General features: G+C 72.7%; 25 protein-coding genes and 1 pseudogene. 16 read left to right on the forward strand and 10 right to left on the reverse strand.

From position 1 onward, the window contains the following. Nucleotides 1-60: 60 nt before the first annotated feature. Nucleotides 61-1,203: a glycosyltransferase family 4 protein gene (locus IH00_RS0104420; protein ID WP_031069758.1), complete on the forward strand. Its 1,143-nt coding sequence runs from the start codon at nucleotides 61-63 to the stop codon at nucleotides 1,201-1,203. Nucleotides 1,204-1,338: 135 nt separating this feature from the next. Further along, nucleotides 1,339-2,952, forward strand: coding sequence for a GMC oxidoreductase (locus tag IH00_RS0104425; protein WP_031069762.1), 1,614 nt, complete (start codon nucleotides 1,339-1,341; stop codon nucleotides 2,950-2,952). Here IH00_RS0104425 and IH00_RS0104430 read toward each other — a convergent pair. Beyond that, on the reverse strand, nucleotides 2,940-4,736 hold the full coding sequence (locus IH00_RS0104430; RefSeq protein ID WP_031069763.1) for an AMP-dependent synthetase/ligase: 1,797 nt from the start codon (nucleotides 4,734-4,736) through the stop codon (nucleotides 2,940-2,942). The two genes, IH00_RS0104425 and IH00_RS0104430, sit on opposite strands and share 13 nt — an antisense overlap. 268 nt (nucleotides 4,737-5,004) lie before the next feature. Here IH00_RS0104430 and IH00_RS0104435 point away from each other — a divergent pair, with 268 nt between their 5' ends. The 6 genes from IH00_RS0104435 to IH00_RS0104460 all read left to right on the forward strand — a co-directional run bounded on the left by IH00_RS0104435 (nucleotide 5,005) and on the right by IH00_RS0104460 (nucleotide 9,773). Then, nucleotides 5,005-5,772 (forward strand): metallophosphoesterase family protein, encoded by a 768-nt coding sequence (locus IH00_RS0104435; protein ID WP_078887553.1) that lies wholly within the window; start codon nucleotides 5,005-5,007, stop codon nucleotides 5,770-5,772. Between the two features lie 53 nt (nucleotides 5,773-5,825). Further along, nucleotides 5,826-6,278: an SRPBCC family protein gene (locus tag IH00_RS0104440; RefSeq protein WP_031069767.1), complete on the forward strand. Its 453-nt coding sequence runs from the start codon at nucleotides 5,826-5,828 to the stop codon at nucleotides 6,276-6,278. Between the two features lie 64 nt (nucleotides 6,279-6,342). Beyond that, on the forward strand, nucleotides 6,343-7,461 hold the full coding sequence (locus IH00_RS0104445; RefSeq protein ID WP_031069770.1) for an ArsA family ATPase: 1,119 nt from the start codon (nucleotides 6,343-6,345) through the stop codon (nucleotides 7,459-7,461). Between the two features lie 40 nt (nucleotides 7,462-7,501). Beyond that, complete coding sequence (locus tag IH00_RS0104450) at nucleotides 7,502-7,942, forward strand: DUF5304 domain-containing protein (protein WP_031069771.1); 441 nt, start codon at nucleotides 7,502-7,504, stop codon at nucleotides 7,940-7,942. A 65-nt stretch (nucleotides 7,943-8,007) separates the two neighbouring features. Beyond that, the gene (locus IH00_RS0104455; protein ID WP_031069775.1) at nucleotides 8,008-8,949 is read left to right on the forward strand and encodes an ROK family glucokinase; all 942 of its coding nucleotides are present in this window, start codon (nucleotides 8,008-8,010) and stop codon (nucleotides 8,947-8,949) included. Between the two features lie 71 nt (nucleotides 8,950-9,020). Continuing rightward, nucleotides 9,021-9,773, forward strand: coding sequence for an endonuclease/exonuclease/phosphatase family protein (locus IH00_RS0104460; RefSeq protein WP_031069776.1), 753 nt, complete (start codon nucleotides 9,021-9,023; stop codon nucleotides 9,771-9,773). 270 nt (nucleotides 9,774-10,043) lie between these two features. On the opposite strand, the gene IH00_RS0104465 is transcribed toward IH00_RS0104460, so the two are convergent. Together IH00_RS0104465 and IH00_RS0104470 are read right to left on the reverse strand one after the other, a co-directional pair. Continuing rightward, entirely contained in the window at nucleotides 10,044-10,607 is a 564-nt protein-coding gene (locus IH00_RS0104465) for a hypothetical protein (RefSeq protein ID WP_031069778.1), read from the reverse strand. Next, nucleotides 10,600-11,406 carry an alpha/beta hydrolase gene (locus IH00_RS0104470; RefSeq protein ID WP_031069780.1) on the reverse strand — a complete coding sequence of 269 codons (807 nt, stop codon included), beginning with the start codon at nucleotides 11,404-11,406 and terminating at the stop codon, nucleotides 10,600-10,602. Before IH00_RS0104470 ends, IH00_RS0104465 begins: the two co-directional genes overlap by 8 nt. Before the next feature lie 231 nt (nucleotides 11,407-11,637). Here IH00_RS0104470 and IH00_RS0104475 point away from each other — a divergent pair, with 231 nt between their 5' ends. The 5 genes and pseudogenes from IH00_RS0104475 to IH00_RS0104490 all read left to right on the forward strand — a co-directional run bounded on the left by IH00_RS0104475 (nucleotide 11,638) and on the right by IH00_RS0104490 (nucleotide 16,059). After that, nucleotides 11,638-12,384, forward strand: coding sequence for a lysophospholipid acyltransferase family protein (locus IH00_RS0104475; RefSeq protein WP_031069782.1), 747 nt, complete (start codon nucleotides 11,638-11,640; stop codon nucleotides 12,382-12,384). A 40-nt stretch (nucleotides 12,385-12,424) separates the two neighbouring features. Next, entirely contained in the window at nucleotides 12,425-13,627 is a 1,203-nt protein-coding gene (gene macS / locus IH00_RS0104480) for a MacS family sensor histidine kinase (protein WP_031069784.1), read from the forward strand. Next, entirely contained in the window at nucleotides 13,624-14,298 is a 675-nt protein-coding gene (locus tag IH00_RS0104485; protein ID WP_031069786.1) for a response regulator, read from the forward strand. Before macS ends, IH00_RS0104485 begins: the two co-directional genes overlap by 4 nt. A gap of 145 nt (nucleotides 14,299-14,443) precedes the next feature. Beyond that, nucleotides 14,444-14,787 (forward strand): annotated as a pseudogene (locus tag IH00_RS39850) (6-phosphofructokinase); the annotation flags it as partial. Between the two features lie 258 nt (nucleotides 14,788-15,045). Further along, nucleotides 15,046-16,059 carry a 2-hydroxyacid dehydrogenase gene (locus IH00_RS0104490; protein ID WP_031069788.1) on the forward strand — a complete coding sequence of 338 codons (1,014 nt, stop codon included), beginning with the start codon at nucleotides 15,046-15,048 and terminating at the stop codon, nucleotides 16,057-16,059. On the opposite strand, the gene IH00_RS0104495 is transcribed toward IH00_RS0104490, so the two are convergent. Both IH00_RS0104495 and IH00_RS45380 read right to left on the reverse strand, forming a co-directional pair. Continuing rightward, entirely contained in the window at nucleotides 16,046-18,115 is a 2,070-nt protein-coding gene (locus IH00_RS0104495) for an anthranilate synthase family protein (protein WP_078887554.1), read from the reverse strand. The two genes, IH00_RS0104490 and IH00_RS0104495, sit on opposite strands and share 14 nt — an antisense overlap. A gap of 104 nt (nucleotides 18,116-18,219) precedes the next feature. Next, nucleotides 18,220-18,285 (reverse strand): trp operon leader peptide, encoded by a 66-nt coding sequence (locus IH00_RS45380; protein WP_107064414.1) that lies wholly within the window; start codon nucleotides 18,283-18,285, stop codon nucleotides 18,220-18,222. Nucleotides 18,286-18,375: 90 nt separating this feature from the next. On the opposite strand from IH00_RS45380, the gene IH00_RS0104500 reads away from it, so the two are divergent. Both IH00_RS0104500 and IH00_RS0104505 read left to right on the forward strand, forming a co-directional pair. Then, entirely contained in the window at nucleotides 18,376-19,722 is a 1,347-nt protein-coding gene (locus IH00_RS0104500; protein WP_039946378.1) for a class II 3-deoxy-7-phosphoheptulonate synthase, read from the forward strand. Nucleotides 19,723-19,897: 175 nt separating this feature from the next. Continuing rightward, nucleotides 19,898-20,155: a (2Fe-2S)-binding protein gene (locus IH00_RS0104505; protein WP_031069795.1), complete on the forward strand. Its 258-nt coding sequence runs from the start codon at nucleotides 19,898-19,900 to the stop codon at nucleotides 20,153-20,155. 57 nt (nucleotides 20,156-20,212) lie between these two features. Here IH00_RS0104505 and bfr read toward each other — a convergent pair whose 3' ends face one another. After that, entirely contained in the window at nucleotides 20,213-20,692 is a 480-nt protein-coding gene (gene bfr, locus IH00_RS0104510; protein WP_031069796.1) for a bacterioferritin, read from the reverse strand. A 166-nt stretch (nucleotides 20,693-20,858) separates the two neighbouring features. Here bfr and IH00_RS0104515 point away from each other — a divergent pair, with 166 nt between their 5' ends. Further along, nucleotides 20,859-21,491 carry a sulfite oxidase-like oxidoreductase gene (locus tag IH00_RS0104515; protein WP_031069798.1) on the forward strand — a complete coding sequence of 211 codons (633 nt, stop codon included), beginning with the start codon at nucleotides 20,859-20,861 and terminating at the stop codon, nucleotides 21,489-21,491. 54 nt (nucleotides 21,492-21,545) lie between these two features. Here the strand turns inward: IH00_RS0104515 and IH00_RS0104520 are convergent, their stop codons facing one another. The 4 genes from IH00_RS0104520 to IH00_RS0104535 all read right to left on the reverse strand — a co-directional run bounded on the left by IH00_RS0104520 (nucleotide 21,546) and on the right by IH00_RS0104535 (nucleotide 25,945). Further along, the gene (locus tag IH00_RS0104520) at nucleotides 21,546-22,148 is read right to left on the reverse strand and encodes a DUF4396 domain-containing protein (protein WP_031069799.1); all 603 of its coding nucleotides are present in this window, start codon (nucleotides 22,146-22,148) and stop codon (nucleotides 21,546-21,548) included. A 90-nt stretch (nucleotides 22,149-22,238) separates the two neighbouring features. Beyond that, on the reverse strand, nucleotides 22,239-23,087 hold the full coding sequence (locus IH00_RS0104525) for a deoxyribonuclease IV (RefSeq protein ID WP_031069801.1): 849 nt from the start codon (nucleotides 23,085-23,087) through the stop codon (nucleotides 22,239-22,241). A 6-nt stretch (nucleotides 23,088-23,093) separates the two neighbouring features. Continuing rightward, nucleotides 23,094-25,040 (reverse strand): Stk1 family PASTA domain-containing Ser/Thr kinase, encoded by a 1,947-nt coding sequence (gene pknB, locus IH00_RS0104530; RefSeq protein ID WP_031069803.1) that lies wholly within the window; start codon nucleotides 25,038-25,040, stop codon nucleotides 23,094-23,096. Nucleotides 25,041-25,150: 110 nt separating this feature from the next. After that, complete coding sequence (locus tag IH00_RS0104535) at nucleotides 25,151-25,945, reverse strand: thiazole synthase (RefSeq protein ID WP_031069806.1); 795 nt, start codon at nucleotides 25,943-25,945, stop codon at nucleotides 25,151-25,153.

Below are 25,945 nucleotides of genomic sequence, written 5' to 3' on the forward strand. Positions count from 1 at the left end.
GGTGGGGGGCGGGACCGCGCGTGAGCGGTGGAGCGGGGCCGTTCGGTACTGTCGGCAGCGATGCACAAGACCTTGATCGTAACCAACGACTTTCCGCCCAGACCCGGTGGGATTCAGGCGTTTCTGCACAACATGGCGCTCAGGCTCGATCCCGAGCGTCTCGTCGTATACGCCTCGACGTGGAAACGGGGCCGTGAGGGTACCGAGGCGACCGCCCGGTTCGACGCGGAACAGCCGTTCAGGGTTGTCCGGGACCGCACGACGATGCTGTTGCCCACACCGCGCGTCACGGCGCGGGCGGTCGGGCTGCTGCGGGAGCACGGCTGCGCGTCGGTGTGGTTCGGGGCGGCCGCGCCGCTCGGGCTGATGGCGCCCGCGCTGCGGAAGGCCGGCGCACGGCGGATCGTCGCCACCACGCACGGTCACGAGGCGGGGTGGGCGCAGCTGCCGGGCTCGCGGCAGTTGCTGCGGCGGATCGGCGAGGGCACGGACACGATCACCTACCTCGGCGAGTACACGCGCTCGCGCATCGCGGCGGCGCTGACGCCGGAGGCGGCCGGGCGGATGGTGCAGCTCGCGCCTGGCGTCGACGAGAAGACGTTCCACCCCGGGTCCGGGGGCGACGCGATCCGGGAGCGGCTGGGCCTGGCCGGCCGGCCGGTCGTCGTCTGCGTCTCGCGCCTGGTCCCGCGCAAGGGCCAGGACACCCTGATCCGGGCCATGCCCGCGATCCTGGCGCAGGTGCCGGACGCGGTCCTGCTGATCGTCGGCGGCGGGCCCTACGAGCAGGAGCTGCTCCGCCTCGCCGCACGGACGGGCGTGGCCGGATCGGTACGCTTCACCGGCGCGGTGCCCTGGGAGGAGCTCCCCGCCCACTACGGCGCCGGCGACGTGTTCGCGATGCCCTGCCGGACCCGGCGGGGCGGCCTGGACGTCGAGGGCCTCGGGATCGTCTACCTGGAGGCGTCGGCCACGGGGCTGCCCGTCGTCGCCGGCGACTCCGGCGGCGCGCCGGACGCCGTCCTGGACGGCGAGACGGGCTGGGTCGTGCGCGGCGGCTCCCCGTCCGACTGCGCCGACCGCATCGTCACCCTCCTGAAGGACCCCGAGCTCCGCCGCCGCATGGGGGAGCGGGGCCGCGCCTGGGTCGAGGAGCGGTGGCGCTGGGACCTCCTGGCGACACAGCTCCAAGCGCTGCTCTGACGGCGGGCCCGCGGCCGCCGCGGGGGCGAACCGCCCCGCGAACGGAGCCGCGGGCGAGGCGGCCCGCCCGGCGCGCGGCGGAATGGTGGCGCGCGGACTCTGGGCGGAAGCGCGGAATCCGCCCATGCTCCGCCCATGACAGCAGAACTGACGCGCCGTCACCTCCTCGGTCTCGGCGCCCTCCAGACCGCCGCCGCCCTCGGCCTCACCCGTATCGGAAGGGCCACCGCCGCCGGGGCGGCGCGCTCCGACCACAGCCCCGCCCTCGTCATCGGATCCGGTTACGGCGGCGCCGTCGCCGCGCTCCGGCTCGGCGAGGCCGGCATCCGCACGACCGTCCTCGAGATGGGCGCCCTCTGGAAGAACCCGGGCCCCGACGGCCGTGTCTTCTGCTCCACCGGCGCGCCGGACCACCGCTCCATGTGGTTCCGCACGCGCACCGAGGCGCCGCTCGCCACCTTCCTGTGGCTGGACGTCGTCAACAAGGACATCGGCCTGTACCCCGGCGTCCTCGACCGGGTGCGGTTCACCGGCATGTCCGTGTACGTCGGGCGGGGCGTGGGCGGCGGCTCCCTCGTCAACGGCGGCATGGCCGTCACCCCGCACCGCGGCTACTTCACCGAGATGCTCCCGGGCGTCGACGCCGCCGAGATGTACGGCACCTACTTCCCCCGCGCCCGCGCCATGCTGGGCGTCAACACCGTCGACCCGGCCTGGTTCGAGACCACCGAGTGGTACCGGTACAGCCGTGTCGCGCGGAAGCACGCCGTGAACGCCGGTCTGCGGACCACGTTCGTGCCGAACGTGTACGACTTCGGGTACATGCGGCGCGAAGCGGAGGGCAGCGCCGTCAGATCGGCGCTCGGGGGCGAAGTCATCTACGGCAACAATCACGGCAAGCGCAGTCTCGACCGCACCTACCTCGCCGCCGCCCTCGGCACGGGCAACGTCACCATCGAGACGCTCCACCGGGCCAGGGCCGTCCGCAGGGAGCCCGACGGCCGGTACGTCGTCACCGCCGACCGCATCGACCTCGGCGGGAAGGTGGTCGAGACCCGGGAGTTCGGCTGCGACCGGCTCTTCCTGGGCGCCGGCAGCCTCGGCACCACCGAGCTGCTGCTGCGCGCCCGCGAGACCGGCGCCCTGCCCGGGCTGAGCCCCCACATCGGCACGGGCTGGGGCCCCAACGGCAACGTCATGACCGGGCGCGCCCATCACCTGTGGGACACGGTCGGGGCCCACCAGTCCACCATGCCGGTGCTGGGCATCGACGACCGCGACAACCCGGACAACCCCGTCTTCGCGGAGATCGCCCCGCTGCCGACCGGGCTGGAGCACTGGGTGAGCCTCTACCTGGCGATCACCAGGAACCCGGAGCGCGGGACCTTCACGTACGACCCGGTCACGGACGCGGCGCGGCTGCACTGGAGCAGGGCGCAGAGCCAGGTCTCCGTCGCCTCCGCCAGGAAGCTCTTCGACCGCATCAACGCCCGGAACGCCACCGTGTACCGGTACGACCTCTTCGGCGGCAACAGGCCCTTCGCCGACGACTTCACCTACCACCCGCTCGGCGGCTGCGTGCTGGGCCGGGCGACCGACGACCACGGGCGGGTCAGGGGGGCGCCCGGCGTCTACGTGACCGACGGAGCCCTCGTACCGGGCTCCATCGGGGTCAATCCGTTCGTGACGATCACCGCCCTGGCCGAGCGGACCATGGACCGGGCCGTCGCGGACGCTCAGGCGCGGTAGATCGCCTCGATCTCGTCCGCGAAGTCCTTGGCCACCACATTGCGCTTCAGCTTCAGCGACGGCGTGATGTGACCGGCCTCCTCCGTGAACTGGGAGGTGAGGATGCGGAATTTCCGCACCGATTCCGCCTTGGAGACCGCCGCGTTGCCGTCGTCCACCGCCCGCTGGACCTCGGCGAGCAGCTCCGGGTCCTCGCGCAGCGCCGCCGCCGTCGCCCCGGCCGGCTTGCCGCGCTCAGCGGCCCAGCGGCCCAGGAACTCCTCGTCGAGCGTGATCAGCGCGCCCACGAACGGCCGCCCGTCACCGACCACCATGCACTCCGCGACCAGCGCGTGCCCGCGGATGCGGTCCTCGATCACCGCGGGGGCGACGTTCTTGCCGCCCGCGGTGACGAGGATCTCCTTCTTCCGGCCCGTGATGGCCAGGTAGCCGTCCTCGTCCAGGGTGCCGATGTCACCGGTGTGGAACCAGCCGTCGGCCAGCGCCTCGGCGGACGCCGCCTCGTTGTTCCAGTAGCCCGAGAAGACGTGCTCGCCGTGGACCAGCACCTCGCCGTCGTCGGCGATGCGGAGGACCGAGCCCGGCAGCGGCTGCCCGACCGTGCCGATCTTGGGCCGGTCGTACGGGTTGAAGGCGGTCGCCGCGCAGGTCTCCGTCAGGCCGTAGCCCTCCAGGACGGTGAGCCCGATGCCGCGGTAGAAGTGGCCGAGCCGCTCGCCCAGCGGTGCCCCGCCCGAGACGGCCGCCTGGCAGCGCCCGCCCAGGACCGCCCGGAGCTTGCCGTAGACCAGCTTGTCGAAGACGAAGTGCTTCACCTTCAGGCCCAGCGACGGGCCCTCGGAGGTGGAGGTGGCGCGGCTGTACTCGATGGCCGTCTGCGCGGCCTTGTCGAAGATCTTGCCCTTGCCCTCGGCCTGCGCCTTGGCGCGCGCCGCGTTGTAGACCTTCTCGAAGACCCGGGGCACGCCCAGGATCAGCGTCGGCTTGAAGGCGGCGAGCTCGTCGGTGAGTTCCTTGATGTCCGGTACGCAGCCGAGGCGGATCGGCGCCAGGACGGAGCCGACCTCGATGAGCCGCCCGAAGACGTGCGCGGCCGGGAGGAAGAGCAGTGCCGAGCACTCGCCGGTGCGGAACAGCGGCTTGAGGCGCTCCACGACGTTGCCGCACTCGGCGAAGAAGTTGCGGTGCGTCAGGACGCAGCCCTTGGGCCGGCCCGTGGTGCCCGAGGTGTAGACGATCGTCGCGATGTCGTCGGCCTTGGCGACCGACATCGCCTCGTCGACGGCCTCGTCGGAGACGCCGGCCCCCGCGGCGGTCAGCTGGTCGACGGCGCCCGCGTCCAGGCGCCAGACGTGCCGCAGCTCCGGCAGGTTGCCCCGGACCGACTCCACCGCCGCGGCGTGCGCCTCGGTCTCCACGATCACCGCGACCGCGCCCGAGTCGCCCAGGATCCACTGCACCTGCTCAGCGGAGCTGGTCTCGTACACCGGCACGGTCACCGCGCCGGCGCTCCAGATCGCGAAGTCGAGCTGCACCCACTCGTACCGGGTGCGGGAGATCAGGGCGACCCGGTCACCGGGGCGCACGCCGCCGGCGATCAGGCCCTTGGCGGCGGACCGCACCTCGGCGAGGAACTGGGCGGCGGTGACGTCCGTCCAGGCGCCGGCGGCCTTCCGGCCCATCACGGCGACATCTGGGTGCTGAGCGGCATTGCGGCGGATGAGATCCGTCAGGTTGCCGTCCGTGGGGACCTCGTACAGGGCCGGAAGGCTGAACTCGCGCAAAACTGCTGCTCCTCATCGGGCGCCGGCGCCACGGCTCTGTGTGATGCACCGGTTGCGGTCCAAGATCGGGCAGGTGCTCGGTGGGGGTGAGCACGACCGGACTGCCCGGACGTTACCCATCAGTACTCGGTTCCCGATAGGGGCGTTGGCCAGATGTTCCCTGCGTCACACGTGCGTGGCGGTGCTTCGCGCACAGTAGTCCACCCACGTGACCAGGTGAAAGTAACCGCAGGTCCGGCCCCCTTGCGACCGCTTAAGGTGGGGTGCCATGCGAGTCCATGTGGTCAGTGACGTGCACGGGAACGCCGAGGACCTGGCGAAGGCCGGAGAGGGCGCCGACGCCCTGATATGCCTCGGTGACCTGGTGCTCTTCCTTGACTACCACGACCACTCCCGCGGCATCTTCCCCGACCTCTTCGGCGTCCGGAACGCCGACCGCCTCGTCGAGCTGCGCACCGCCCGCCGCTTCGACGAGGCCCGGGAGCTGGGCCGCCGGCTCTGGGCGCAGCTCGACGTCGACCGCGAGAGCGCCATCGAGGCGGCGGTGCGCCGCCAGTACGCCGCCCTGTTCGCCGCCTTCCCGGTGCCCACGTACGCCACCTACGGCAACGTCGACATGCCCGCCCTCTGGCCCGAGTACGCCCGCCCCGGCACCACCGTCCTGGACGGGCAGCGCGTCGAGCTCGGCGGCCGCGTCTTCGGTTTCGTCGGCGGCGGGCTGCGCACCCCCATGCGCACGCCGTACGAGATCTCCGACGAGGAGTACGCGGCGAAGGTCGAGGCGCTCGGCGACGTCGACGTGCTGTGCTCCCACATCCCGCCGGAGGTGCCGGAGCTCACCTACGACACGGTGGCACGGCGCTTCGAGCGCGGCAGCCAGGCCCTGCTGGCCGCCATCCGCCGCACACGGCCGCGGTACGCCCTCTTCGGGCACGTCCACCAGCCGCTGGTGCAGCGCATGCGGGTCGGCCCCACGGAGTGCGTGAACGTCGGCCATTTCGCGTCGACCGGAAGGCCCTGGGCGCTGGAATGGTGAGCCCCGGCTCGCGATAACCTTCCCACCTCAGACTCACCAGAGGAGCCACAGCGATGGCGGAACACACCAGCTCGAGCATTGAGATCGAGGCGGCGCCGGCCGACGTCATGGGCGTGATCGCCGACTTCGCGCGCTACCCCGAGTGGACGGGCGAGGTGAAGGAGGCCGAGGTCCTGTCGAAGGACGCGGCGGGACGTGCCGAGAAGGTCCGCCTGGTGCTGGACGCCGGTGCGATCAAGGACGACCACACCCTGTCGTACACCTGGACCGGGGACAACGAGGTCAGCTGGACCCTGGTGAAGTCCCAGATGCTCCGCGCCCTCGACGGTACGTACCACCTGGAGCCGCTCGCGGGCGGCAGCCGCACCGAGGTCACCTACCAGCTGACCGTGGACGTCAAGATCCCGATGCTCGGCATGATCAAGCGCAAGGCGGAGAAGGTCATCATCGACCGCGCCCTGGCCGGCCTGAAGAAGCGCGTCGAGTCCCCGGCCGCGAAGCCCTGACCGGAGCCCGCCGGCCCGGGGCGAAGGCCCCCGGCCGCGGGGGCGACCGGTAGCGTGTCGCAGCATGCGAACCATCCTCGTCACCGGGCCCGGCGGCGCCGGCCGCTCGACCGTTGCCGCCGCCACCGCCCTCGCCGAGGCCCGGCAGGGGCAGCGGACCCTGCTGGTCACCGGTGACCCCACCGAACGGTTCGCCCCCGGTGACGGCGCACCCGTCGTCCGCCGCATCGACTCCGGCGCGTACTTCCGCGCCGAGCTCCTCGCCTTCCAGGAGCGCGCCGCCACCGCCCTCGGCCTGCTCGGGGCCGCGCCGTTCGCCGAGGAGGAGCTGACCGAACTTCCCGGCAGCGACCGCTTCGCGCTGCTGCGCGCTCTGCGGGACGCCGCCGCCGGCGACTGGGACCTCCTCGTCGTCGACCTGCCGCCCCTGCCCGACGCGATCGCCGTCCTCGCCCTGCCCGAACAGCTGCGCCGCTACCTGCGCCGCCTGCTGCCGCCCGAACGGCAGGCCGCCCGCGCGCTGCGGCCGATGCTCGCCCAGCTCGCCGGCGTCCCGATGCCCGCCGAGTGGCTCTACGAGACCGCCGCCCGCTGGGACGCCGAACTCGCCACCGTCCAGGCCCTGGTCGAGGCCCCCACGACATCGGTCCGGCTGGTCGTCGAGCCGGGCCCGGCCGCCGCCGGCACGCTGCGCACCGCCCGCGCGGGCCTCGCCCTGCACGGCCTCGCGCTCGACCCGGTCGTCGCCAACCGGATGCTGCCCGCAGCCTCGCCGGACCCCTGGCTCGCCGGCCTCGCCGCCCAGCAGCAGGACCACCTCAAGGCGCTGGGCGAGGTGCAGGAGCTGCCGCACCTCGGCCGCGATCCCCGGACCGCCGGCGACCTCGCCCTGCTGGAGCTGCCCGCCGCGCCGCCCGCCCAGGCGCCGGACTGGCCCGTCGAGGACCGCCGCGACCCCGACGGCGTCCTGGTCTGGCGCATCCCCCTGCCCGGCGCCGCCAAGCCCGACCTCGGGCTGGTCCGCCGCGGCGACGAACTCGTCCTCACCGTCGGTCCGTTCCGGCGGATCGTGCCCCTCCCGTCCGTCCTGCGCCGCTGCACCGTCTCGGGCGCGGGGCTGACGGACGGCGTGCTGGGCGTCCGGTTCGCACCCGACCCGGATTTGTGGCCCCGCACGCGGTAACGTCGGGAGTGACCGAGCCACGCAGCCGCAGGAGTACGCCATGAGCGATGCCACCCAGCATCCGGACGCCGACGCCTGGGCGAGGGCCTGCGCCGAGGACCTGGACGCCGAGCGGGCCCGCCGCCGCGGACCCGCCGGGCCGCCGCCCGGCGCCGCCGCCGAGGAGCTGCGCAAGCTCGTCGACGCGGTCGCCGACAAGGTCGCCTCGCTGCGCACACCCCTGCTCGGCGCGGGCGCCCAGAACGCCGTGCAACACCTCGTCGACCAGGCCAAATCCGCCGTCGAGCCGGTCATCGAGCGGAACCCCGCGGTCTTCGACCACCTCGCCGCCGCCGGCAGCGAGCTGCTGGCCGCCTACCGTTCCGCCGTCGAGGGCCAGGAGCGCCGCTGGACCCGTGGACCGGACACCCCGCCCGCCCCGCCCTCCGGGAAGCGGGACGAGGGCGGCCCGGACCCGAGCGAGCACATCGACCTGGACTGACAGGTCCGTGCCCGCCCTCGGGTACGGTTGGCCCTAGCGGGGCTCGACCGAAAACTGAGGGACACATGGGACTCACCATCGGCGTCGACATCGGCGGCACGAAGATCGCGGCCGGAGTGGTCGACGAAGAGGGCACGATCCTCGACATCCACAAGGTGCCCACCCCGCCGACCGCCGACGGCATCGTCGACGCGATCTGCGCCGCCGTCGCCGAGGCCGGCAAGGGCCATGAGATCGAGGCGGTCGGCATCGGTGCCGCCGGGTACGTCGACGACAAGCGCGCCACCGTCCTGTTCGCGCCGAACATCCACTGGCGGCACGAGCCGCTGAAGGACAAGGTCGAGCAGCGGACCGGGCTCCCCGTGGTCGTGGAGAACGACGCGAACGCCGCCGCCTGGGGCGAGTACCGCTTCGGCGCCGGTCAGGGCCACGACGACGTCATCTGCATCACCCTCGGCACGGGACTCGGTGGCGGCATCATCATCGGCAACAAGCTGCGCCGCGGACGCTTCGGCGTGGCCGCCGAGTTCGGCCACATCCGGGTGGTGCCGGACGGCCTGCTGTGCGGCTGCGGCAGCCAGGGCTGCTGGGAGCAGTACGCCTCCGGCCGGGCCCTCGTGCGGTACGCCAAGCAGCGCGCCCACGCCACGCCGGAGAACGCCACGATCCTGCTGAGCCTGGGCGACGGCACCCCCGAGGGCATCGAGGGCAAGCACATCAGCGACGCCGCCCGCCAGGGCTGCCCGGTCGCCGTCGACTCCTTCCGCGAGCTGGCCCGCTGGGCCGGTGCCGGTCTGGCCGACCTGGCCTCGCTGTTCGACCCCTCCGCCTTCATCGTCGGCGGCGGCGTGTCGGACGAGGGCGAGCTCGTCCTCGGGCCGATCCGCAAGTCGTTCCGCCGCTGGCTGGTGGGCGGCCAGTACCGCCCGCACGCCCAGGTACTCGCGGCCCAGCTCGGCGGCAAGGCCGGACTCGTCGGCGCGGCGGACCTGGCCCGCCAGGGCTGAGCCCGCGCCCGTACGACGGTGCCCGCCGCGTCCTCGCCCGGATGCGGCGGGCACCGTCATATCGTGCTCGCATGACGCTCGACGACCTCCCCGACTCCCGTACCGAGCCGGACGGTTCGGCCGTGATCCGGGTGCTCTCCTACAACATCCGGTCGATGCGCGACGACGAGGACGCCCTGGCGCGCGTGATCCGCGCCTGCCGGCCCGATCTGGTCTTCGTCCAGGAGGCGCCCCGCTTCTTCCGGTGGCGCAAGCACGCGGCGCGGCTCGCGGCGAAGAGCGAGCTGGTGGTGCTGAGCGGCGGCGCGACCGCCTCGGGGCCGCTGCTGCTGTGTTCCCTGCGAGCGACGGTCGAACGCACGGAGGACGTCCTGCTGCCGCTGACGCCCGGCCTGCACCGTCGCGGCTTCGCGACGGCGGTGGTCCGGATCGGAGGCGCCCGCATCGGCCTGGTCAGCTGCCACCTGAGCCTCCGGTCCGACGAGCGGTACGCCCAGGCCGGCATGCTCCTGGACCGGCTGGCCGCGCTCGACGTCCCCCACGCGATCGCGGCGGGCGACATCAACGAAAAGCCCGCCGGCCCGTCCTTCCGCCGCCTCGCGGCCGAGCTGCAGGACTGCTGGGCGGTACGTCCCTGGGGCGGCGAGCACACCTGGGCGCCCGGGGACCCGTACCAGCGGATCGACGCGGTCTTCGCGACGAAGGGCATCGAGGTCCTGGGCTGCGGTGTCCCGCAGGGCCTGCCGGGCCTCGCGGACGCCGACCTCCGCGCGGCCACGGACCACCTCCCGGTTCTGGCCGCCCTGAGGGTGCCTCCCGTCTGATCCCGGCCCCTCGCCCCCTCCGGTCGCCGCCGTCCCGGCCCCGCTCACCTCGGCTGCCGGGTCCGGCAGCCGGCCGCCAACCCCAGCGCCTCTTGGCGTCACCTCCGCCCCCCATGGCGAGCGAGCCGGAGGGGCGCGGCGGTGCCGAGAGGACGGACGCGCGGAGGTCGTGAGGAACGAGCGACCGAGCGGGGGTGCCTCCCACGCCGCCGGCGTGGGGGAGACCGACCGCTAAAACCGACCGGGGCGCCCCGGAGGAGAGCCGAGCCCTCAGACGACGGCCCCGCGGCCGGGGTCGTCGTCGTCCTCCTCGTCGCCGTGCCGCATCCGGGCGACCAGGGTGAGGAAGCCGCCGACGAAGCCGCCCACGCAGAGGGTGGTGAGCCACCAGGTCATGTCCCACTGGAGCAGCACGGCGAGCAGCATCAGTACCGGGCCGCCGACCACGCCGAGCCAGGCGAACTTGGCGGTCGTGTCGGCTTCCGGCAGCGGCGGCGGCTCCGGCGGGACGAAGTGGCCTTCGTCGGTGCCGTCGACGTCGTCGTCCTTCGGCTCGGCGAGCCCGTAGTCGCGCGGGCCGGCGCCTCCGACGCCGGGTGCGAAGACCACGGAGCTGCCCAGCGGCCGGTCGGGGGCCGTGTCGGCCTTGCCGCTCGCCTTCGGGTCCTCGTTGACGTCGTCCTCCAGCAGGGCGAGGTCCTCGACCGACTTGAAGGGCTTGATGCCGGGCGGGTCGGCCGGCTCCTCGCCGTACGCGGCGACGATCGCCGCCCACGCCGCCTCCTCGTCGAACGGCTGCTCGTCGCGCTGGTCCGAGTCGTGCTGCTCAGCCACCGGTGGTGCTCCCTCCCCGGGCCTCCGGCATGGGGGACCCCGTGTCGCCGACAGTCGGAGCGAGCCGGCCGATGAACGCGTGACTCTCTTCGAAGATCCGCTCCGCGTCGTGGTCCAACGTCGCGACGTGGTAGCTCTGTTCCAGGATGACCTCCCGGACGTCCACCGACGAGATGCGGCTCAGGATGCGGGCCGAGTCGGCGGGGGGCACCACGTGGTCGTGCGGGCTGTGCAGCAGCAGGACCGGCTGGGTGACCTGGGGCAGCTCGCCGTCGACCATCCGCAGCAGCTGCCGCATGGAGTGCGCGGCGTGCAGCGGCACCCGGTCGTACCCGAGCTCCGTCGAGCCTTCCTTGGCTATGTCGCTCGTGATGCCGGGCCGCGACGGGATGAGGTGGCGCACGACCGGCAGGGCGTGGGCGGCGATGCCGTGCACCTTGTTCGCCGGGTTGACGAGGACGATGCCCTGCACCGCGTCACCGTGCTTGGCGGCGAGCCGCAGGGTGAGCGCCCCGCCCATGGAGAGCCCGAAGACGAAGACCCGGCTGCACCGGGCCTGCAGCGCGCGCAGCTCCCGGTCGACCTCCGCGTACCAGTCCTGCCAGGTCGTGAGCTGCATGTCCTGCCAGCGGGTGCCGTGGCCGGGCAGCAGGGGCAGCGACACCGTCAGGCCGCGCTCGGCCAGATACTCGGCCCACGGCCGCAGGGACTGCGGCGAGCCGGTGAAGCCGTGACAGAGCAGCACGCCGACCTCGCCGCCCTCGTGGCGGTACGGCTCGGCTCCGGGGAGGACCGGCACGGGGGTCTCCTGTTCGGTGATCGGTGGGACTCGGGGAAGGTGTACTTCACCGTACGCGACCGGGCTGACACCGACCAGGGTCGCCGCCCCACCGGGGAACCTCCGGTTCGCCCCCGGGAGCGGGCCGGGCGGGCCGGAGGCGGCCGGGGGGCGCGGAGCGCAGCCGCCGCACGGGTTAAGGTCTGAGCGACGGAACACAGGAGAGGCACTCGAAACTTGATCTACGGCGCAATGAAGTTCTCCATCGGAGGGTCGCTGAAGCTCGCCTTCCGGCCCTGGGTGGAGGGCCTCGAGAACATTCCCGCCGAGGGGCCGGCGATCCTCGCGAGCAATCACCTCTCCTTCTCGGACTCCTTCTTCCTGCCCGCGGTCCTGGACCGCAAGGTGACGTTCATCGCCAAGGCCGAGTACTTCACCTCGCCGGGCCTGAAGGGCAGGCTCACGGCCGCGTTCTTCAAGGGCGTGGGGCAGCTCCCGGTGGACCGTTCGGGTGCGCGGGGCGCGGGCGAGGCGGCCATCCGCAGCGGCGTCGAGGTCATCGAGCGCGGTGAGCTGTTCGGCATCTACCCGGAGGGCACCCGCTCGCCGGACGGTCGGCTGTACCGGGGCAAGCCGGGTGGCCTGGCGCGCGTGGCGCTGGCCACGGGCGCGCCCGTCATCCCGGTCGCCATGATCGACACCGAGAAGATCCAGCCGCCCGGCAAGGTCATCCCCAAGCTGATGCGCCCGGGGATCCGGATCGGCAAGCCGCTCGACTTCAGCCGCTACCAGGGCATGGACGGCGACCGCTTCATCCTGCGCTCGGTCACCGACGAGGTGATGTACGAGATCATGAAGCTGTCCGGCCAGGAGTACGTCGACATCTACGCCACGGCGGCCAAGCGCCAGATCGCCGACGCCGAGAAGGCGGCCAGGGAAGCCGCCAAGGAAGCCGCCAAGGGTGCGGCGAAGAGCGAGCGGGAGCAGTCGGGCGCCTGAGCGCGCGGTACGTCCAGCCGTACATCCAGGGGTGGGGAAGTTGGCCAAGCGCGAGCGCGTCGTGCGCATGTCCGTCGAGCAGCCGCTGTGGCGGGCCCTCACCGCGTACCGCGTCCTGACCATGCTGTACGCGGTGGCCCTGTTCGTGCTCACCCGTGACATGTTCGAGCGGCCGTGGGTGGCCGTCGCCTTCCTCGCGGTGATGTCCGTGTGGACCCTGGCCACCCTCCCCAAGGTGGCGGGTGCCGCCGGGTGCACCAGGCCCTTCCTCGTCGCCGACCTCACCCTCGCCCTCACCGGCATCCTGCTGACGCCGCTCGCCGACGTGGACGCCCAGACGTTCGACGGGTCCACGCTGCCGACCATCTGGACGGCCGGTTCGGTCCTGGCGTACGCCATCAAGGGCGGCTGGCGCTGGGCCGCCTTCGCCTCGTCCCTGGTCGCCGTCGCCAACATCATCGAGCGCGGTGACCCCAGCCGCGACACCCTGCACAACGTGCTGCTGGTGTGGGTCGCCTCCATAGCCATCGGCTACGTGGTGGAGGTCGCCCGCGCCTCCGAGCGCACCCTCGCCCGCGCCCTGGAGATCGAGGCGGCCACCCGTGAGCGCGAGCGCCTGGCCCGCGACATCCACGACTCCGTCCTCCAGGTGCTGGCCATGGTGCAGCGCCGGGGCACGGCACTGGGCGGCGAGGCCGCCGAGCTGGGCCGGATGGCGGGGGAGCAGGAGGTGGCGCTGCGCACGCTGGTCGCGGGCGGCCTGACCCGTACCTCCCGGGTCTCGGAGGACGAGTCGCAGGGCGCCGTCGTCCGCGAGGTGGAGGAGCCCGACGAGGACGGCGCCCCCACCGACCTGCGCACGCTGCTGGCGCCGTTCGCCGGGTCGAGGGTCACCTTCTCGGAACCGGGCGCTCCGGTGCTGCTGGCGCCGGCGGCGGCGCGCGAACTGGCGGCCGCTGTCGGTGCCGCCCTGGACAATGTCCGCAGGCACGTGGGGGAGGACGCCCCGGCGTGGATCCTGGTCGAGGACTGGCCGGACGAGGTGATCGTCACGGTCCGGGACGACGGGCCGGGCATCCCGGAGGGCCGGCTGGCGCAGGCGGAGGGCGAGGGCCGCATGGGAGTGGCCCTCTCCATCCGCGGCAGGCTGCGCGAGCTGGGCGGTACGGCCGATGTGGTGTCGGTGCCCGGACAGGGCACGGAAGTCGAATTGAAGGTTCCACGGGGGAAGGCAGGGCGATGAGCGAGCAGCAGCAGATCAAGGTGATGGTCGTGGACGACCACCCGATGTGGCGGGACGCGGTCGCCCGCGACCTGGCCGAGGCCGGGTTCGACGTCGTCGCCACCGCCGGGGACGGCGAGCAGGCGGTGCGCCGCGCCCATGCCGTCTGTCCCGACGTGCTGGTCCTGGACCTGAACCTGCCCGTCAAACCGGGTGTCCTGGTCTGCAAGGAGCTCGTCGGCGCCAACCCGGCGCTGCGGGTGCTGGTGCTCTCGGCGAGCGGTGAGCACGCGGACGTCCTGGAGGCGGTGAAGTCCGGCGCGACCGGGTACCTGCTGAAGTCGGCCAGTACGGAGGAGCTGATCGATGCCGTGCGCCGCACCGCGGTCGGCGACCCCGTCTTCACCCCGGGCCTGGCCGGGCTCGTGCTCGGCGAGTACCGCCGGCTCGCCTCCGACCCCGCCCCCGCGACCGATCCGGACGAGCCGGGGGCCCCGCGGCTGACGGACCGCGAGACCGAGGTGCTGCGCCTGGTCGCCAAGGGGCTGAGCTACAAGCAGATCGCCGAGCGCCTGGTCATCTCGCACCGCACCGTCCAGAACCACGTGCAGAACACGCTCGGCAAGCTCCAGCTGCACAACCGGGTGGAGCTCGTGCGCTATGCGATAGAGCGCGGCCTCGACGACGCGTAGTCGCGTGCGACTTCCCTGCGCCCGGCGGGAATTCACCTTTCGTACCGTCCCGGAGTGGCGCACGGCACCATTGGGCGTGGCCGCGTGCGGGCCTCCGCGCCCGTGCGGCTCCGTACGTCTGCGGTGACGGCGAAGGGAACGGTCCATGCGGGTCGGAGTACGGGCCGGGGGCGGCGACCGCCCCGGCCCGATTGCGGTCATCCGCGGCATCGTCCGCAAGGGAGTCCAGGAGTACGGCTGCGACTTCACCGGCTCCCGGGACGGCCGGCGCGGCCCCCTGGAGGGGCGCTCCGTGCGGCCCCGCATACCGGCGGTGCGCGGCATCCTGCCGCGCGGCGACACCGTCCTCGGCTCCTCGCGCACCGTCCCGCCGACGGTGGAGGCGGCGTCCGACGCATCCGGGAGAACCTCGCCCGGCGCGGGGTGGACGCGCTCATCGCAACCGGCGAGCCATGGTCGCGTCGCGCGGCACGGACATCGTCCGCGTACCCGTCCGAGAGGCGACCGCGCGGCCGAAGACGGTCGGCCCGCGGCTGTACGAGGAGAGCGGGCTTCTGCGGCTGAGTCCTCCCCGCCGAGCCCTCCCGGCCGGGTCGCCGCCGGCCGGCCGGGCGCCCGACGCGCTGCCGCCGGTCGGCGGGTCCGGGGCCGTATATTCGCGACATCCGTGCCATCACATGATGTTTGGTGACATGTGAGTCATCACGCCTCGAACCGGCTCAGAAGCGCTACCCAGGAGGACACGCCGTGGACATCCTCGCGTTCGGTGTGCAGGCCGACGAGCGGCCGCTGATGGAAGCCGCGTTCGCGGGCCACCACGATCTGCGCTGCCTGGACGTCGTCCTCACCGAGGACACCGTCCCCATCGCCGCCGGGTACGAGGCCGTCTCCACCGGCGTCAACGCCGACCTCGACGGCCGGGTGCTGCGCGCCCTCGCCGCGGGCGGAACCAGGATGATCGCCCAGCGCTCCACCGGCTTCAACAACATCGACCTCACCACCGCCCAGCAACTGGGCCTCACCGTGGCCCGGGTCTCCGCCTACTCGCCGTACTCGGTGGCGGAATTCGCCTGGACGCTCGCCATGGCGGTCAACCGCCGCATCGTGCGCGCCGCCCGCCGCACCCGCGACTTCGACTTCCGCCTCGACGGGCTGCTCGGCCGCGACCTGCACGGCCGCACGGCCGGGGTGCTGGGCACCGGCCGCATCGGCGAGGCCTTCACCCGGATCGCCCACGGCTTCGGCATGCGGCTCCTGGGCTGGGACGTCGTCCGCAACCCGGCGTGCGAGGAACTCGGCATGGCGTACGTCGACAAGGAGGAGCTCTTCGCCGCCGCGGACGTCATCAGCCTGCACGTCCCGCTGGTGCCCGCGACACGGCACGTCGTCGACGCCGCCGCCCTCAAGGCCATGAAGGACGACGCCATCCTGATCAACTCCAGCCGCGGGGGGCTGATCGACACCGACGCCCTCGTCGGCGAGCTGCGCGCCGGGCGCTTCACCGGCGTCGGCCTGGACGTGTACGAGGCCGAGGCCGGGCTCTTCTACCTGGACAAGTCCCTGGAGCCCGTCACCGACGACACCCTCGCCCGGCTGATGACCTTCCCGCAGGTGGTGGTCACCTCCCACCAGGCGTACTACACCGTCGACGCGGTGAACGAGATCATCGCGACGACGGTGCAGAACATCACCGATTACGTGGCGGGCCGCCGCAGCGAGAACGTCCTGGTCCCGCCGCCCGGCGACCTCATCGCCGGCTGACCGCCCGCCCCCGCACCAGCTCCCGCACGATCTCCGCGCCCCGCAGCGTCAGCACCGACTCCGGGTGGAACTGCACCCCCGCGAAGCCCGGCCCGCGCAGCGCGTGCACCTCGTCCGTGGCCGGGTCGCGGCTCACCTCGACGCCGCGTGCCGCCAGCTCGGCGGCGGACGCGCCGTCGCACCGGGCCGTGAAGCTGTTGTAGAAGCCGACCGTCTCCGGCGTGCCGAACAGGTCGATCCGCGCCTGCGCACCCTGGAACGGCACCTGCTTGCGCACGATCTCCAGCCCCAGCCCGGCCGCGATCAGCTCGTGGCCCAGGCACACCCCGATCGTCACGCGGCCCGGAGAGCCGCCCGGAAGGCCGCCCTGCCGAGCGGTGGCCGCGGGCCGAGAGGTCCCGGCCCCCCGGCCGTGTACGAGATCCGCCGCGAGCGCCCGCAGCGACCGCATCTTCGGATCGGCGGGGTCCCCCGGGTCCCCGGGCCCCGGGCCCAGCACCACCGGCCCCTCGTGCGCCAGCGCCTGCTCGCGCAGCCCCGGCTCGTCGAAGCGCCGCACCGTGACCTCCAGGCCCGTCGAGCGCAGCAGGTGCGCGAGCATCGCCGTGAAGGTGTCCTCCCCGTCCACGACCAGGGCGTGCCCGGCGGCCGGCTCCGCGGGCCGGTCCTGCATGCGCAGCCAGAACGGCGCCAGGTCGGCCCGCCGCGCGTCCAGGGCGGCCCGCACCCGCGGATCGTCCGCCAGCCGGGGCCGTACGGACTCCTCCCGCGGCCGCCCGGGGCGCACGCCCAGCGCCGTCAGGACGCCCGCGGCCTTGGCGTGCGTCTCGGCGACCTCGCCCGCCGGGTCGGAGTGGCGCACCAGCGTGGCGCCGACGGGCACGCGCAGCTCGCCGTCGGCCGCGATGTCGGCGGTCCGGATGAGGATCGGCGAGTCCAGGGTCTGCCTGCCGCCCGCGTCCGTGCCGAGCAGCGCCAGGGCCCCCGCGTAGTACCCGCGGCCGCCCGCCTCGTGGCGTTCGATCACCCGGCAGGCGTTCTGCACCGGGGAGCCGGTGACGGTCGCCGCGAACATCGTCGCGCGCAGCACCTCCCGGACGTCCAGCGAGGAGCGGCCGCGCAGCTCGTACTCGGTGTGCGCCAGGTGCGCCATCTCCTTGAGCCGGGGGCCGATCACCACCCCGCCCATGTCCCCGACCGTGCACATCATCTTCAGCTCCTCGTCCACGACCATGGAGAGCTCGTCGGTCTCCTTGCGGTCGGCGAGGAAGTGCAGCAGGTCCTCGGGTGTCGGTCCGCCGGCCGGATACCGGTACGTGCCGCTGATCGGGTTCATCACGACCGTGCCGCCCGACATCCGCACATGCACCTCGGGGCTCGCGCCCACGAGCGTGCGCTCCCCGGTGCACACGACGAAGGTCCAGTACGCGCCCCGCTCACCGGCGAGCAGCCGCCGGAACAGCGCCAGCGCGTCCCGCCGCCCGAAGCCCCCGATCCGCCCGCGGTAGGTGCGGCGGATGACGAAGTTCGCGCCCTCGCCGCGGCCGATCTCCTCCTCGACGACCCGGCGCACGGTCCGCGCGTACTCCTCGTCCGGGACGTCGAAGGCCCCGTCCTCGACCGTCACGTCGTGCGCGGGCAGACGCTCCAGTACCGCGGCCAGCGGCAGCTCGTACGCCTCGTCGGCGACGAGCACCGACAGCGGCGTCCCGTCGTCCCGTACGTCGAAACCCCGCTCCCGCAGCTGCCGGAAGGGCACCAGCGCCAGCGCGGGGCGCTCGCCGACGGGGATGTCGGCCAGCCGCCCGGCCTCGTGCACCGCGCCGGTCAGCACCTCGACGGTGTCGTGGTCGCGACCGGGCGTCCGCCGGCGGAGCAGGGCGAAGGGCGGGCCCGATGGGTCCAGCAGCCGGCCGAGCTCGCGGGCGGCGTCGCGGCCGGGACCGCGGGCGGGGATGCCGCCGGGGTCGCCGCCGGGCTCGTGGGCGGGCTCGTGGGCGGGCTCGTGGGTGGGAATGCCGTCGAGGTCGCGGTCGGGATCGCGGTCGGCGTCCATGTGGTGTGTTCCTTCCAGGAGGTGGCCCGGCGGAGAGGAACAGCCCGTGAAACGAGAAAAGGCCGCCCCTCGGGCGGCCTTCGCGTCTGTCGGTGTACGCGCAATCAGTGGGCCGCCGGATGAGCGGTCCACCACCAGTTCCGGGTCGTCCGGATCGGCTGCGCGTACATGCGGCGCACCTTACCCCATGATTTCTTGTCTCATCAGGTGAGCTCACAGATGGACGCATGGCTGGACCCCGTAAGGTTGGGCAGGTGACCGTGAACGCTAAGACCACCGCTATCGGTGGCAACACCTGGCGAGACCTGCCCGCGGCGCAGCAGCCCGAGTACCCGGATGCCGAGGCTCTGCGCGATGTGATCGCGGACCTCGAGTCGTATCCGCCGCTCGTCTTCGCAGGCGAGTGCGACCAGCTGCGCGCCCGGATGGGAGCCGTCGCCAGGGGCGAGGCGTTCCTGCTCCAGGGCGGCGACTGCGCCGAGGCCTTCGACGCCGTGTCGGCCGACCACATCCGGAACAAGCTCAAGACGCTGCTCCAGATGGGTGCCGTCCTCACCTACGCCGCCTCCGTACCCGTCGTGAAGGTGGGACGGATCGCCGGCCAGTACTCCAAGCCGCGCTCCAAGCCGACCGAGACCCGCGACGGGGTGACGCTGCCGACCTACCGCGGCGACTCCGTCAACGGCTTCGAGTTCACCGAAGAGGCGCGGATCCCGGACCCGCAGCGGCTCAAGCGCATGTACCAGGCGTCGGCCTCGACGCTGAACCTGGTGCGCGCCTTCACCACCGGCGGTTACGCCGACCTGCGCCAGGTCCACGCCTGGAACCAGGACTTCGTGAAGTCGTCGCCGTCGGGGCAGCGCTACGAGCAGCTGGCGCGCGAGATCGACAACGCGCTGAACTTCATGAAGGCGTGCGGCACCGACCCGGCGGAGTTCCGCACGGTCGAGTTCTACGCCTCGCACGAGGCCCTGCTGCTGGACTACGAGTCGGCCCTCACCCGCGTCGACTCCCGGACCGGTCAGCTGTACGACACCTCGGGCCACATGGTGTGGATCGGTGAGCGCACCCGCCAGCTCGACGGCGCGCACATCGAGTTCGCCTCGCGGATCCGCAACCCGATCGGCATCAAGCTCGGCCCGACGACCACGGTCGACGAGGCTCTGACCTACGTCGACCGCCTCGACCCCGAGCGGGAGCCGGGCCGGCTGACCTTCATCGTCCGGATGGGCGCCGACAAGGTCCGCGACAAGCTCCCCGCGCTGGTGGAGAAGGTCACCGCGTCCGGGGCGACGGTCGCGTGGGTGACCGACCCGATGCACGGCAACACCTTCGAGGCCGCCTCCGGCCACAAGACGCGCCGCTTCGACGACGTGCTCGACGAGGTCAAGGGCTTCTTCGAGGTCCACAAGGAGCTCGGCACGCACCCGGGCGGCATCCACGTGGAGCTCACCGGTGACGACGTCACCGAGTGCGTGGGCGGCGGCGACGAGATCTTCGTCGACGACCTGCACCAGCGCTACGAGACCGCCTGCGACCCGCGGCTCAACCGCAGCCAGTCGCTGGACCTGGCGTTCCTGGTGGCAGAGATGTACCGCGACCAGTGATCGGCTTGAAACAGCCTTGACGTGATGATGGGGCGCGGATCCATGTGATCCGCGCCCCATCGTCGTTTCCCCGTCTTTTGCGGGACGGAGTGCCGGGGTAAGGTTAGGTTAGCCTCACCGATCAACGGGATGGGGTTGCAACTTCAGATCCCGATCCCGACGATCCCCGCAGGAGGTGAGCCGCGTGTACGTCTGCTCGTGCTTCGGCGTCACCGAGAAGCAGGTCAAGGCACACGCGGACGCCGGCGCCTGCACGCCCCGCCAGATAGCGTCGGCCTGCAAGGCCGGCACCGACTGCGGCTCCTGCGTACGCCGCATCCAGGCGATTCTCGGGCGCGGCAACTGCCCGCGCCGGGACTTGGTGGACCAGGGCGAGCCCGCCCTCACGGCGGACGTCACCGCCGAGGCCGTGGCAGTCGCCGAAGCGGCCTAGGGTCGCCCTCGGTCGTCGTCCGGTCCGCTTCCGGTTGCCCGGACCCGGCTGCCCGGATCAGCTGTCCGGCTGCTCGATCAGCTGCGCGATGTACAGCGCCTCGCCGAGCTTGCCGATGAGGTCCAGCTGGGTGTCGAGGTAGTCGATGTGGTGCTCCTCGTCCGCCAGGATCGACTCGAAGATGTTCGCCGACGTGATGTCGCCCTTGGCGCGCATCACCTCGATGCCGCGCTTGAGGCGGTCGATCGCCTCCACCTCGACCTGCCGGTCCGCCTGCATCATCTCCGTCACCGTCTGGCCCACTCGTACGTGGAAGAGCCGCTGGTAGTTCGGCAGCCCGTCGAGGAAGAGGATGCGGTCGGTCAGCACCTCGGCGTGCTTCATCTCGTCGAACGACTCCGCACGGGTGTACTTCGCGAGCTTCGTCCACCCGAAGTTCTCCTGCATCTTCGCGTGCAGGAAGTACTGGTTGATCGCCGTCAGCTCGGCGGTCAGCTGCTCATTGAGGAACTCGATGACCTCGGGGTCGCCTTGCATCGCAAAGGCTCCTTCCGCGCGTGTGAACGGGGCAGATGTCGCGCATCCTCGCACCGCCCGCGAAGGTCGTCCAGTAAGTGGAGGCTTAGTAGGAGTTGCCCGAAAAGGCTCCCCGCCGCCCACTTCCTGGTCATGACCACCCTTCCCCGTCTGTCACCATTGAGTCATGGGTCAGCCAGGGAGCGAGGAACACCGGGCAGCAGGGGAGTCCGAGCTTCCGCCGGGGCAGCGGCTGCAGCGCGGCTGGCCGGTCACCCATTACGGCCCCGTCCCCAAGTTCAAGCCGGACCGCTGGGAATTCCGTGTCTTCGGCGCCACGGCCGACGGCGACAAGCACTGCTGGAACCACGAGGCGTTCTCGGCCCTGCCGTTCTCCACGGTCGTGGCGGACCTGCACTGCGTGACGAAGTTCAGCATGGTGGGGGCCGAATGGGGTGGTGTCCCGGCCCGTACGATCCTGGAGCTCGCCCCGCCGGCCGAGCGCGTCACCCATGTCATGGTGTGGGCCGAGTACGGCTTCAGCGCGAACATGCGGCTGTCGGATTTCGCGTCGGACCGCACGATTTTCGCCACCCACAAGGACGGTGAGCTGCTCACCGCCGAGCACGGTTTCCCGCTGCGGCTGATCGTGCCGCACCTGTACGCCTGGAAGGGGCCCAAATGGGTCCGGGGCGTGGAGTACATGACCGCCGACCGCCGCGGCTTCTGGGAGGAGCGCGGCTACCACAACATCGGCGACCCCTGGCGGGAGCAGCGGTACTCGTACCAGGAGGAGCCGGGGGACGGCCCCGAACTGTAGGGCCGTCCCGGCTCTCCTCCCTCACCCTTCCACCGCATACCCCTCCCGGGTGTGTCAGTGGTGGTACTGGTGCACCATCGCGTGGCCCTTGCCGCGGCCGATCATCCACTTGTTGACCGGAGTCGTGATCAGGAAGGCGGCGAACAGGGCGAAGGCCAGGACGACCCAGAAGAAGGCGTCGGTGAGGTGGGCGTCCATGGCTCCCGGCCAGAGGGCGAGCACGCCGTTGTCGATCAGTTCCATGACGGCGATCGAGAGCGTGTCGGCGGCCAGGGCGACCCGGAAGGCGGTGCGGAAGTCGACGCCGGCCTTGAGGATGCCGCGCAGGGTGAGCGCGTAGCCGAAGGCGAAGGCCAGGGTGATGGCGAGCGCCATGGTGGCCACGTTGCCCCAGCCGAGCGCGGTGCCGATGACCATGCCGAGGACCTCGCCGATGGCGCAGCCGGTGAGGCAGTGCAGCGTGGCCCGGGCGGCCATGGCCCAGCTGACCTTGCCGCCGGGGGTGTGGGGGTGCTGCCCGTGCCCGCCGGGGTGGTCCTGGTGGTGGCCCTGGTGGACCTGGTGCCCCGGGTGTCCGGCGTGGACCTGGTGCTCCGCAGGGCTGTGCTCGGCGAGGTGGCCGTGGTGTTCGTGTCCCGTGTGGCCGTCGTGCTGCATGGGGCCCCCAACGTCAGGTAGCGGTTCCTGTCGACCACAGGAACCGTATACCCCCGGGGGGTATTCCTCAACGGGTGCCCGCGGAGGGCGTCACCGGAGTTTCTTCAGCCGCTCCACATCCGCCGCGTGGCCCTCCTTCCCGCCCGGCGTCTCGATGATCAGCGGTACGCCCTCGGTGGCCGGGTGGCGCATCAGCTCGCGGAATGGGTCCTCGCCGATGTGACCCGCGCCGATGTTGGCGTGGCGGTCCTTGTGGGCGCCGACGACGTCCTGGGAGTCGTTGGCGTGGATCAGCTTCAGCCGCCCCTCGCCGACCGTCTCCACCAGCAGGTCGAGCGTCTGGCGCATGCCGTGCTCCCCGGTGAGGTCGTGCCCGGCCGCGAAGATGTGGCACGTGTCCAGGCAGACACCGAGCTTGGGGTGGGAGTCCAGCGCCTCGAAGTACGGGCCGAAGTCCCACGTCCGGGAGCAGAGCGAGGAGCCCTGCCCGGCCGTCGACTCCAGCAGCAGGAACGGGTCGTCGTCGTGCGTGAGCTCGTCCAGCAGCGGCAGCATGTGCGTCCGCACCTGGGCGAGGGCCTCCTCGCGCGGGCGGCCGCCGGTCGCCGAGCCCGTGTGCACGACCACCCCCAGCGCGCCGATCTGCCGGGCGCGGCGCAGGGAGTGGCGCAGGGACGTCACCGAGTACGCGACGGTCGCCTCGGTGTGCGACCCGAAGTTGATCAGGTACGGGGCGTGGACGTAGGCCGGTATGCCCTCGGCGGCGCACTCGGCCCGGAACCGTTCGTCCTGGGCCGGGTTGCCGACGGGTGTCGCCCAGCCCCGCGGATTGGCGACGAAGACCTGGACGGTCTCGGCGCCGAGCTCACGGGCGTACGCCAGGCCGGTCGTGGCGAGGCCGCCGGCCACGGGGACGTGGCCGCCGACGGGGTTGCGCATGGGTGGTCAGATTCCCTTGGTCTTGATGGTGATGGTGCTGCCCTCGGGGGCCTGCCCGCCGCCGGGCACGGACTGGGACGAGACGGTGTCGCTCAGGAACGGGAAGGTCTTGTCGACCTCCACCTGGAAACCGGCCGACTCCAGCGCCCGCCGGGCGTCGTCGATCTTGTCCCCGACGACGTCCGGGACGTCGACCATCCGCGGCCCCTTGGAGACGGTCAGGGTGACCGTGTCCCCCTCGGCGGCCTGGCGGCCCTCGGCGGGGGACTGCCTGGCGACGCTCCCGGCCGCCTCGGTCGAGTGCACCCGCTCGGCGGCGACCTTCACGGTGAAGCCGGCGTCCTCCAGGGTACGGGTGGCGTCCTCGACCCGGTCGCCGGTGACGTCGGGGACGTCGATCGGGGCGCCCTTGCTGACGACGAGCGCCACCGCGGAGTCCGGGGCCCGCAGCGTGCCGGGCGCCGGGTCGGTGCCGATCACCGCGCCCCGCTCGACCTCACGGCTGAACTCCCTGGTGACCGCGCCCGGCGCCAGCCCGAGGTCCGCCAGCTCGCGTTTGGCCTCGGCGAAGGGCTTGCCCTCCAGGTCCGGGACCTTCACGGTCTCCGGGCCGCGCGAGACGGTGAGCGTCACGGAGCCGTTGCCGCGGATCCGCTCACCGGGGGCCGGGTCCGTGGCCATGACGGTGCCCCGCTCGTAGGCGCCGCTGAAGTCCCGCTTCACCTGCTCGACCTCGAGGCCGGCGTCCTTGAGCCGCTTCTCCGCCTGCGCCTGCGTCTGGCCGAGGACCGTCGGGACGCGGGTGAACTGGCCCGAGTTGATGTACCAGACGCCGGCGCCGACGCCCAGGACGAGGAGGACGGCGACGAGCGCCGCGATCAGCCCGCGGCGCGGGTCGCGCGCCACCGGCCCCGGCCGGTCCGGGGCGGGCGGCGGGGGCGCGGGGGCCTCCAGACGGCTCGTGTGCTGCACGGAGTCCTGCGGGTCGGGCAGCGGCCGGGCGATCACGCTCGTCACGTCGTCCGCGCCGGCCCCGTCACCGTCCCGGTCTCCGCCCTGGTCGTCCGCGGACGCGTGCTCCTGCGGCGGCACCAGGTCCAGCTGCTCGTCACCGAGAGCCGCCCGCGCCTCGCGGGCCTGCGCCAGAAGCGCCACCGCGTCGTGCGGACGGACCTCGGGATTGCGGGCGGTGGCGCTCGCCACCAGCTCGTCGAGCTCCACGGCCAGCCCCGGCACGGCGGCCGACGGCGCCGGTACGTCGGCGTTCAGGTGCTGGTAGAGCACCTGCGCGGGCGTGTCGCCGGAGTGCGGCTTGGCGCCGGTCAGCATCTCGTACAGGACGACACCGCACGCGTAGACGTCGGTACGGGTGTCGGCGGCGCCGTGTTCGATCTGCTCGGGCGCCAGGTAGGAGACGGTGCCGAGGACGGATCCGGTGGTGTTGGTGGCGGCCCCGACGGCCCGTACGAGCCCGAAGTCGGCGACCTTGACCCGGCCGTCGTCCCCGATCAGGACGTTCTCCGGCTTCATGTCGCGGTGCACGAACCCCGCCCGGTGCGCCGCACCCAGCGCCGCGAGGACCGGCTCCAGGATGTCGAGCGCCGCCCGCGGCCGCAGCGCGCCGCGCTCGCGCAGCACGTCCCGCAGGGTGCAGCCGGCGACGTACTCCATCGCCAGGTAGACGTACGCCCCGTCGGCGCCCTGGTCGAAGACGCCCACCACGTTCGGGTGCGACAGCCGCGCCACGGACTTGGCCTCGCGGATGAAGCGCTCGACGAACGTCGCGTCGGTCGCGAGGGCGGGGTGCATCACCTTGAGCGCGAGCACGCGGTCGAGCCGGGTGTCCACGGCCCGGTACACCGTGGCCATGCCCCCGATGGCGATGCGGTCCTCGACTCGGTAGCGGCCGTCGAGCAGTCGGCCCACGAGCGGGTCGTGCAGGGTCGTATCCACCCGCCCGAGTCTACGAGCCCGCACCGACACCCCCACCGCCCCGTACGGCACCCCCGCACGACTGCATCCGACCTGTGACACCCGGGCGGACCAGGCGCGGAGCCCGGGCCTCAGAAGGCCGGGCGCTCCGGGTCCAGGGCCGCCCGGCCCTCCGTCGGCGACGACGCCTCCGCGAAGTGGCGCCGCGGGATCCGCCCCGCGCGGTGCGCCAGGCGCCCCGCCTCGACGGCGTGCCGCATCGCCTCCGCCATCAGCACCGGCTCCTGCGCCCGCGTGACCGCCGACGCCAGCATCACCGCCGCGCAGCCGAGCTCCATCGCCAGCGCCGCGTCCGACGCCGTACCGGCGCCCGCGTCCAGGATCACCGGCACGCGCGCGTGCTCCACGATCAGCTGGAAGTTGTGCGGGTTGCGGATGCCCAGGCCCGACCCGATCGGCGAACCCAGCGGCATGACCGCCGCGCAGCCCACGTCCTCCAGCTTGCGCGCCAGGACCGGGTCGTCGTTCGTGTACGGCAGGACCGTGAAGCCGTCGTCGACGAGCGTCTCCGCCGCGTCGAGGAGCTCCACAGGGTCGGGCAGCAGCGTCCGCTCGTCGGCGACCACCTCCAGCTTGATCCAGTCCGTACCGAGGGCCTCCCGGGCGAGACGGGCGGTCAGCACGGCCTCACCGGCCGTGAAGCAGCCGGCGGTGTTGGGCAGGACGCGGATGCCCAGCTTGTCGAGCACGGAGAGGACCGAGCCCTGGACGGTGGGGTCCAGGCGGCGCATGGCCACGGTCGTCAGCTCCGTGCCGCTGGCGGCCAGGGAGCGCTCCAGCACGTCGAGGCTGGGCGCCCCGCCCGTACCCATGATCAGCCGGGAGTCGAAGGTGGTCCCGGCGATGGTCAGACGGTCGTCGGCCAT

The organism is Streptomyces sp. NRRL S-118 (assembly GCF_000716335.1).
Classification (GTDB): domain Bacteria; phylum Actinomycetota; class Actinomycetes; order Streptomycetales; family Streptomycetaceae; genus Streptomyces.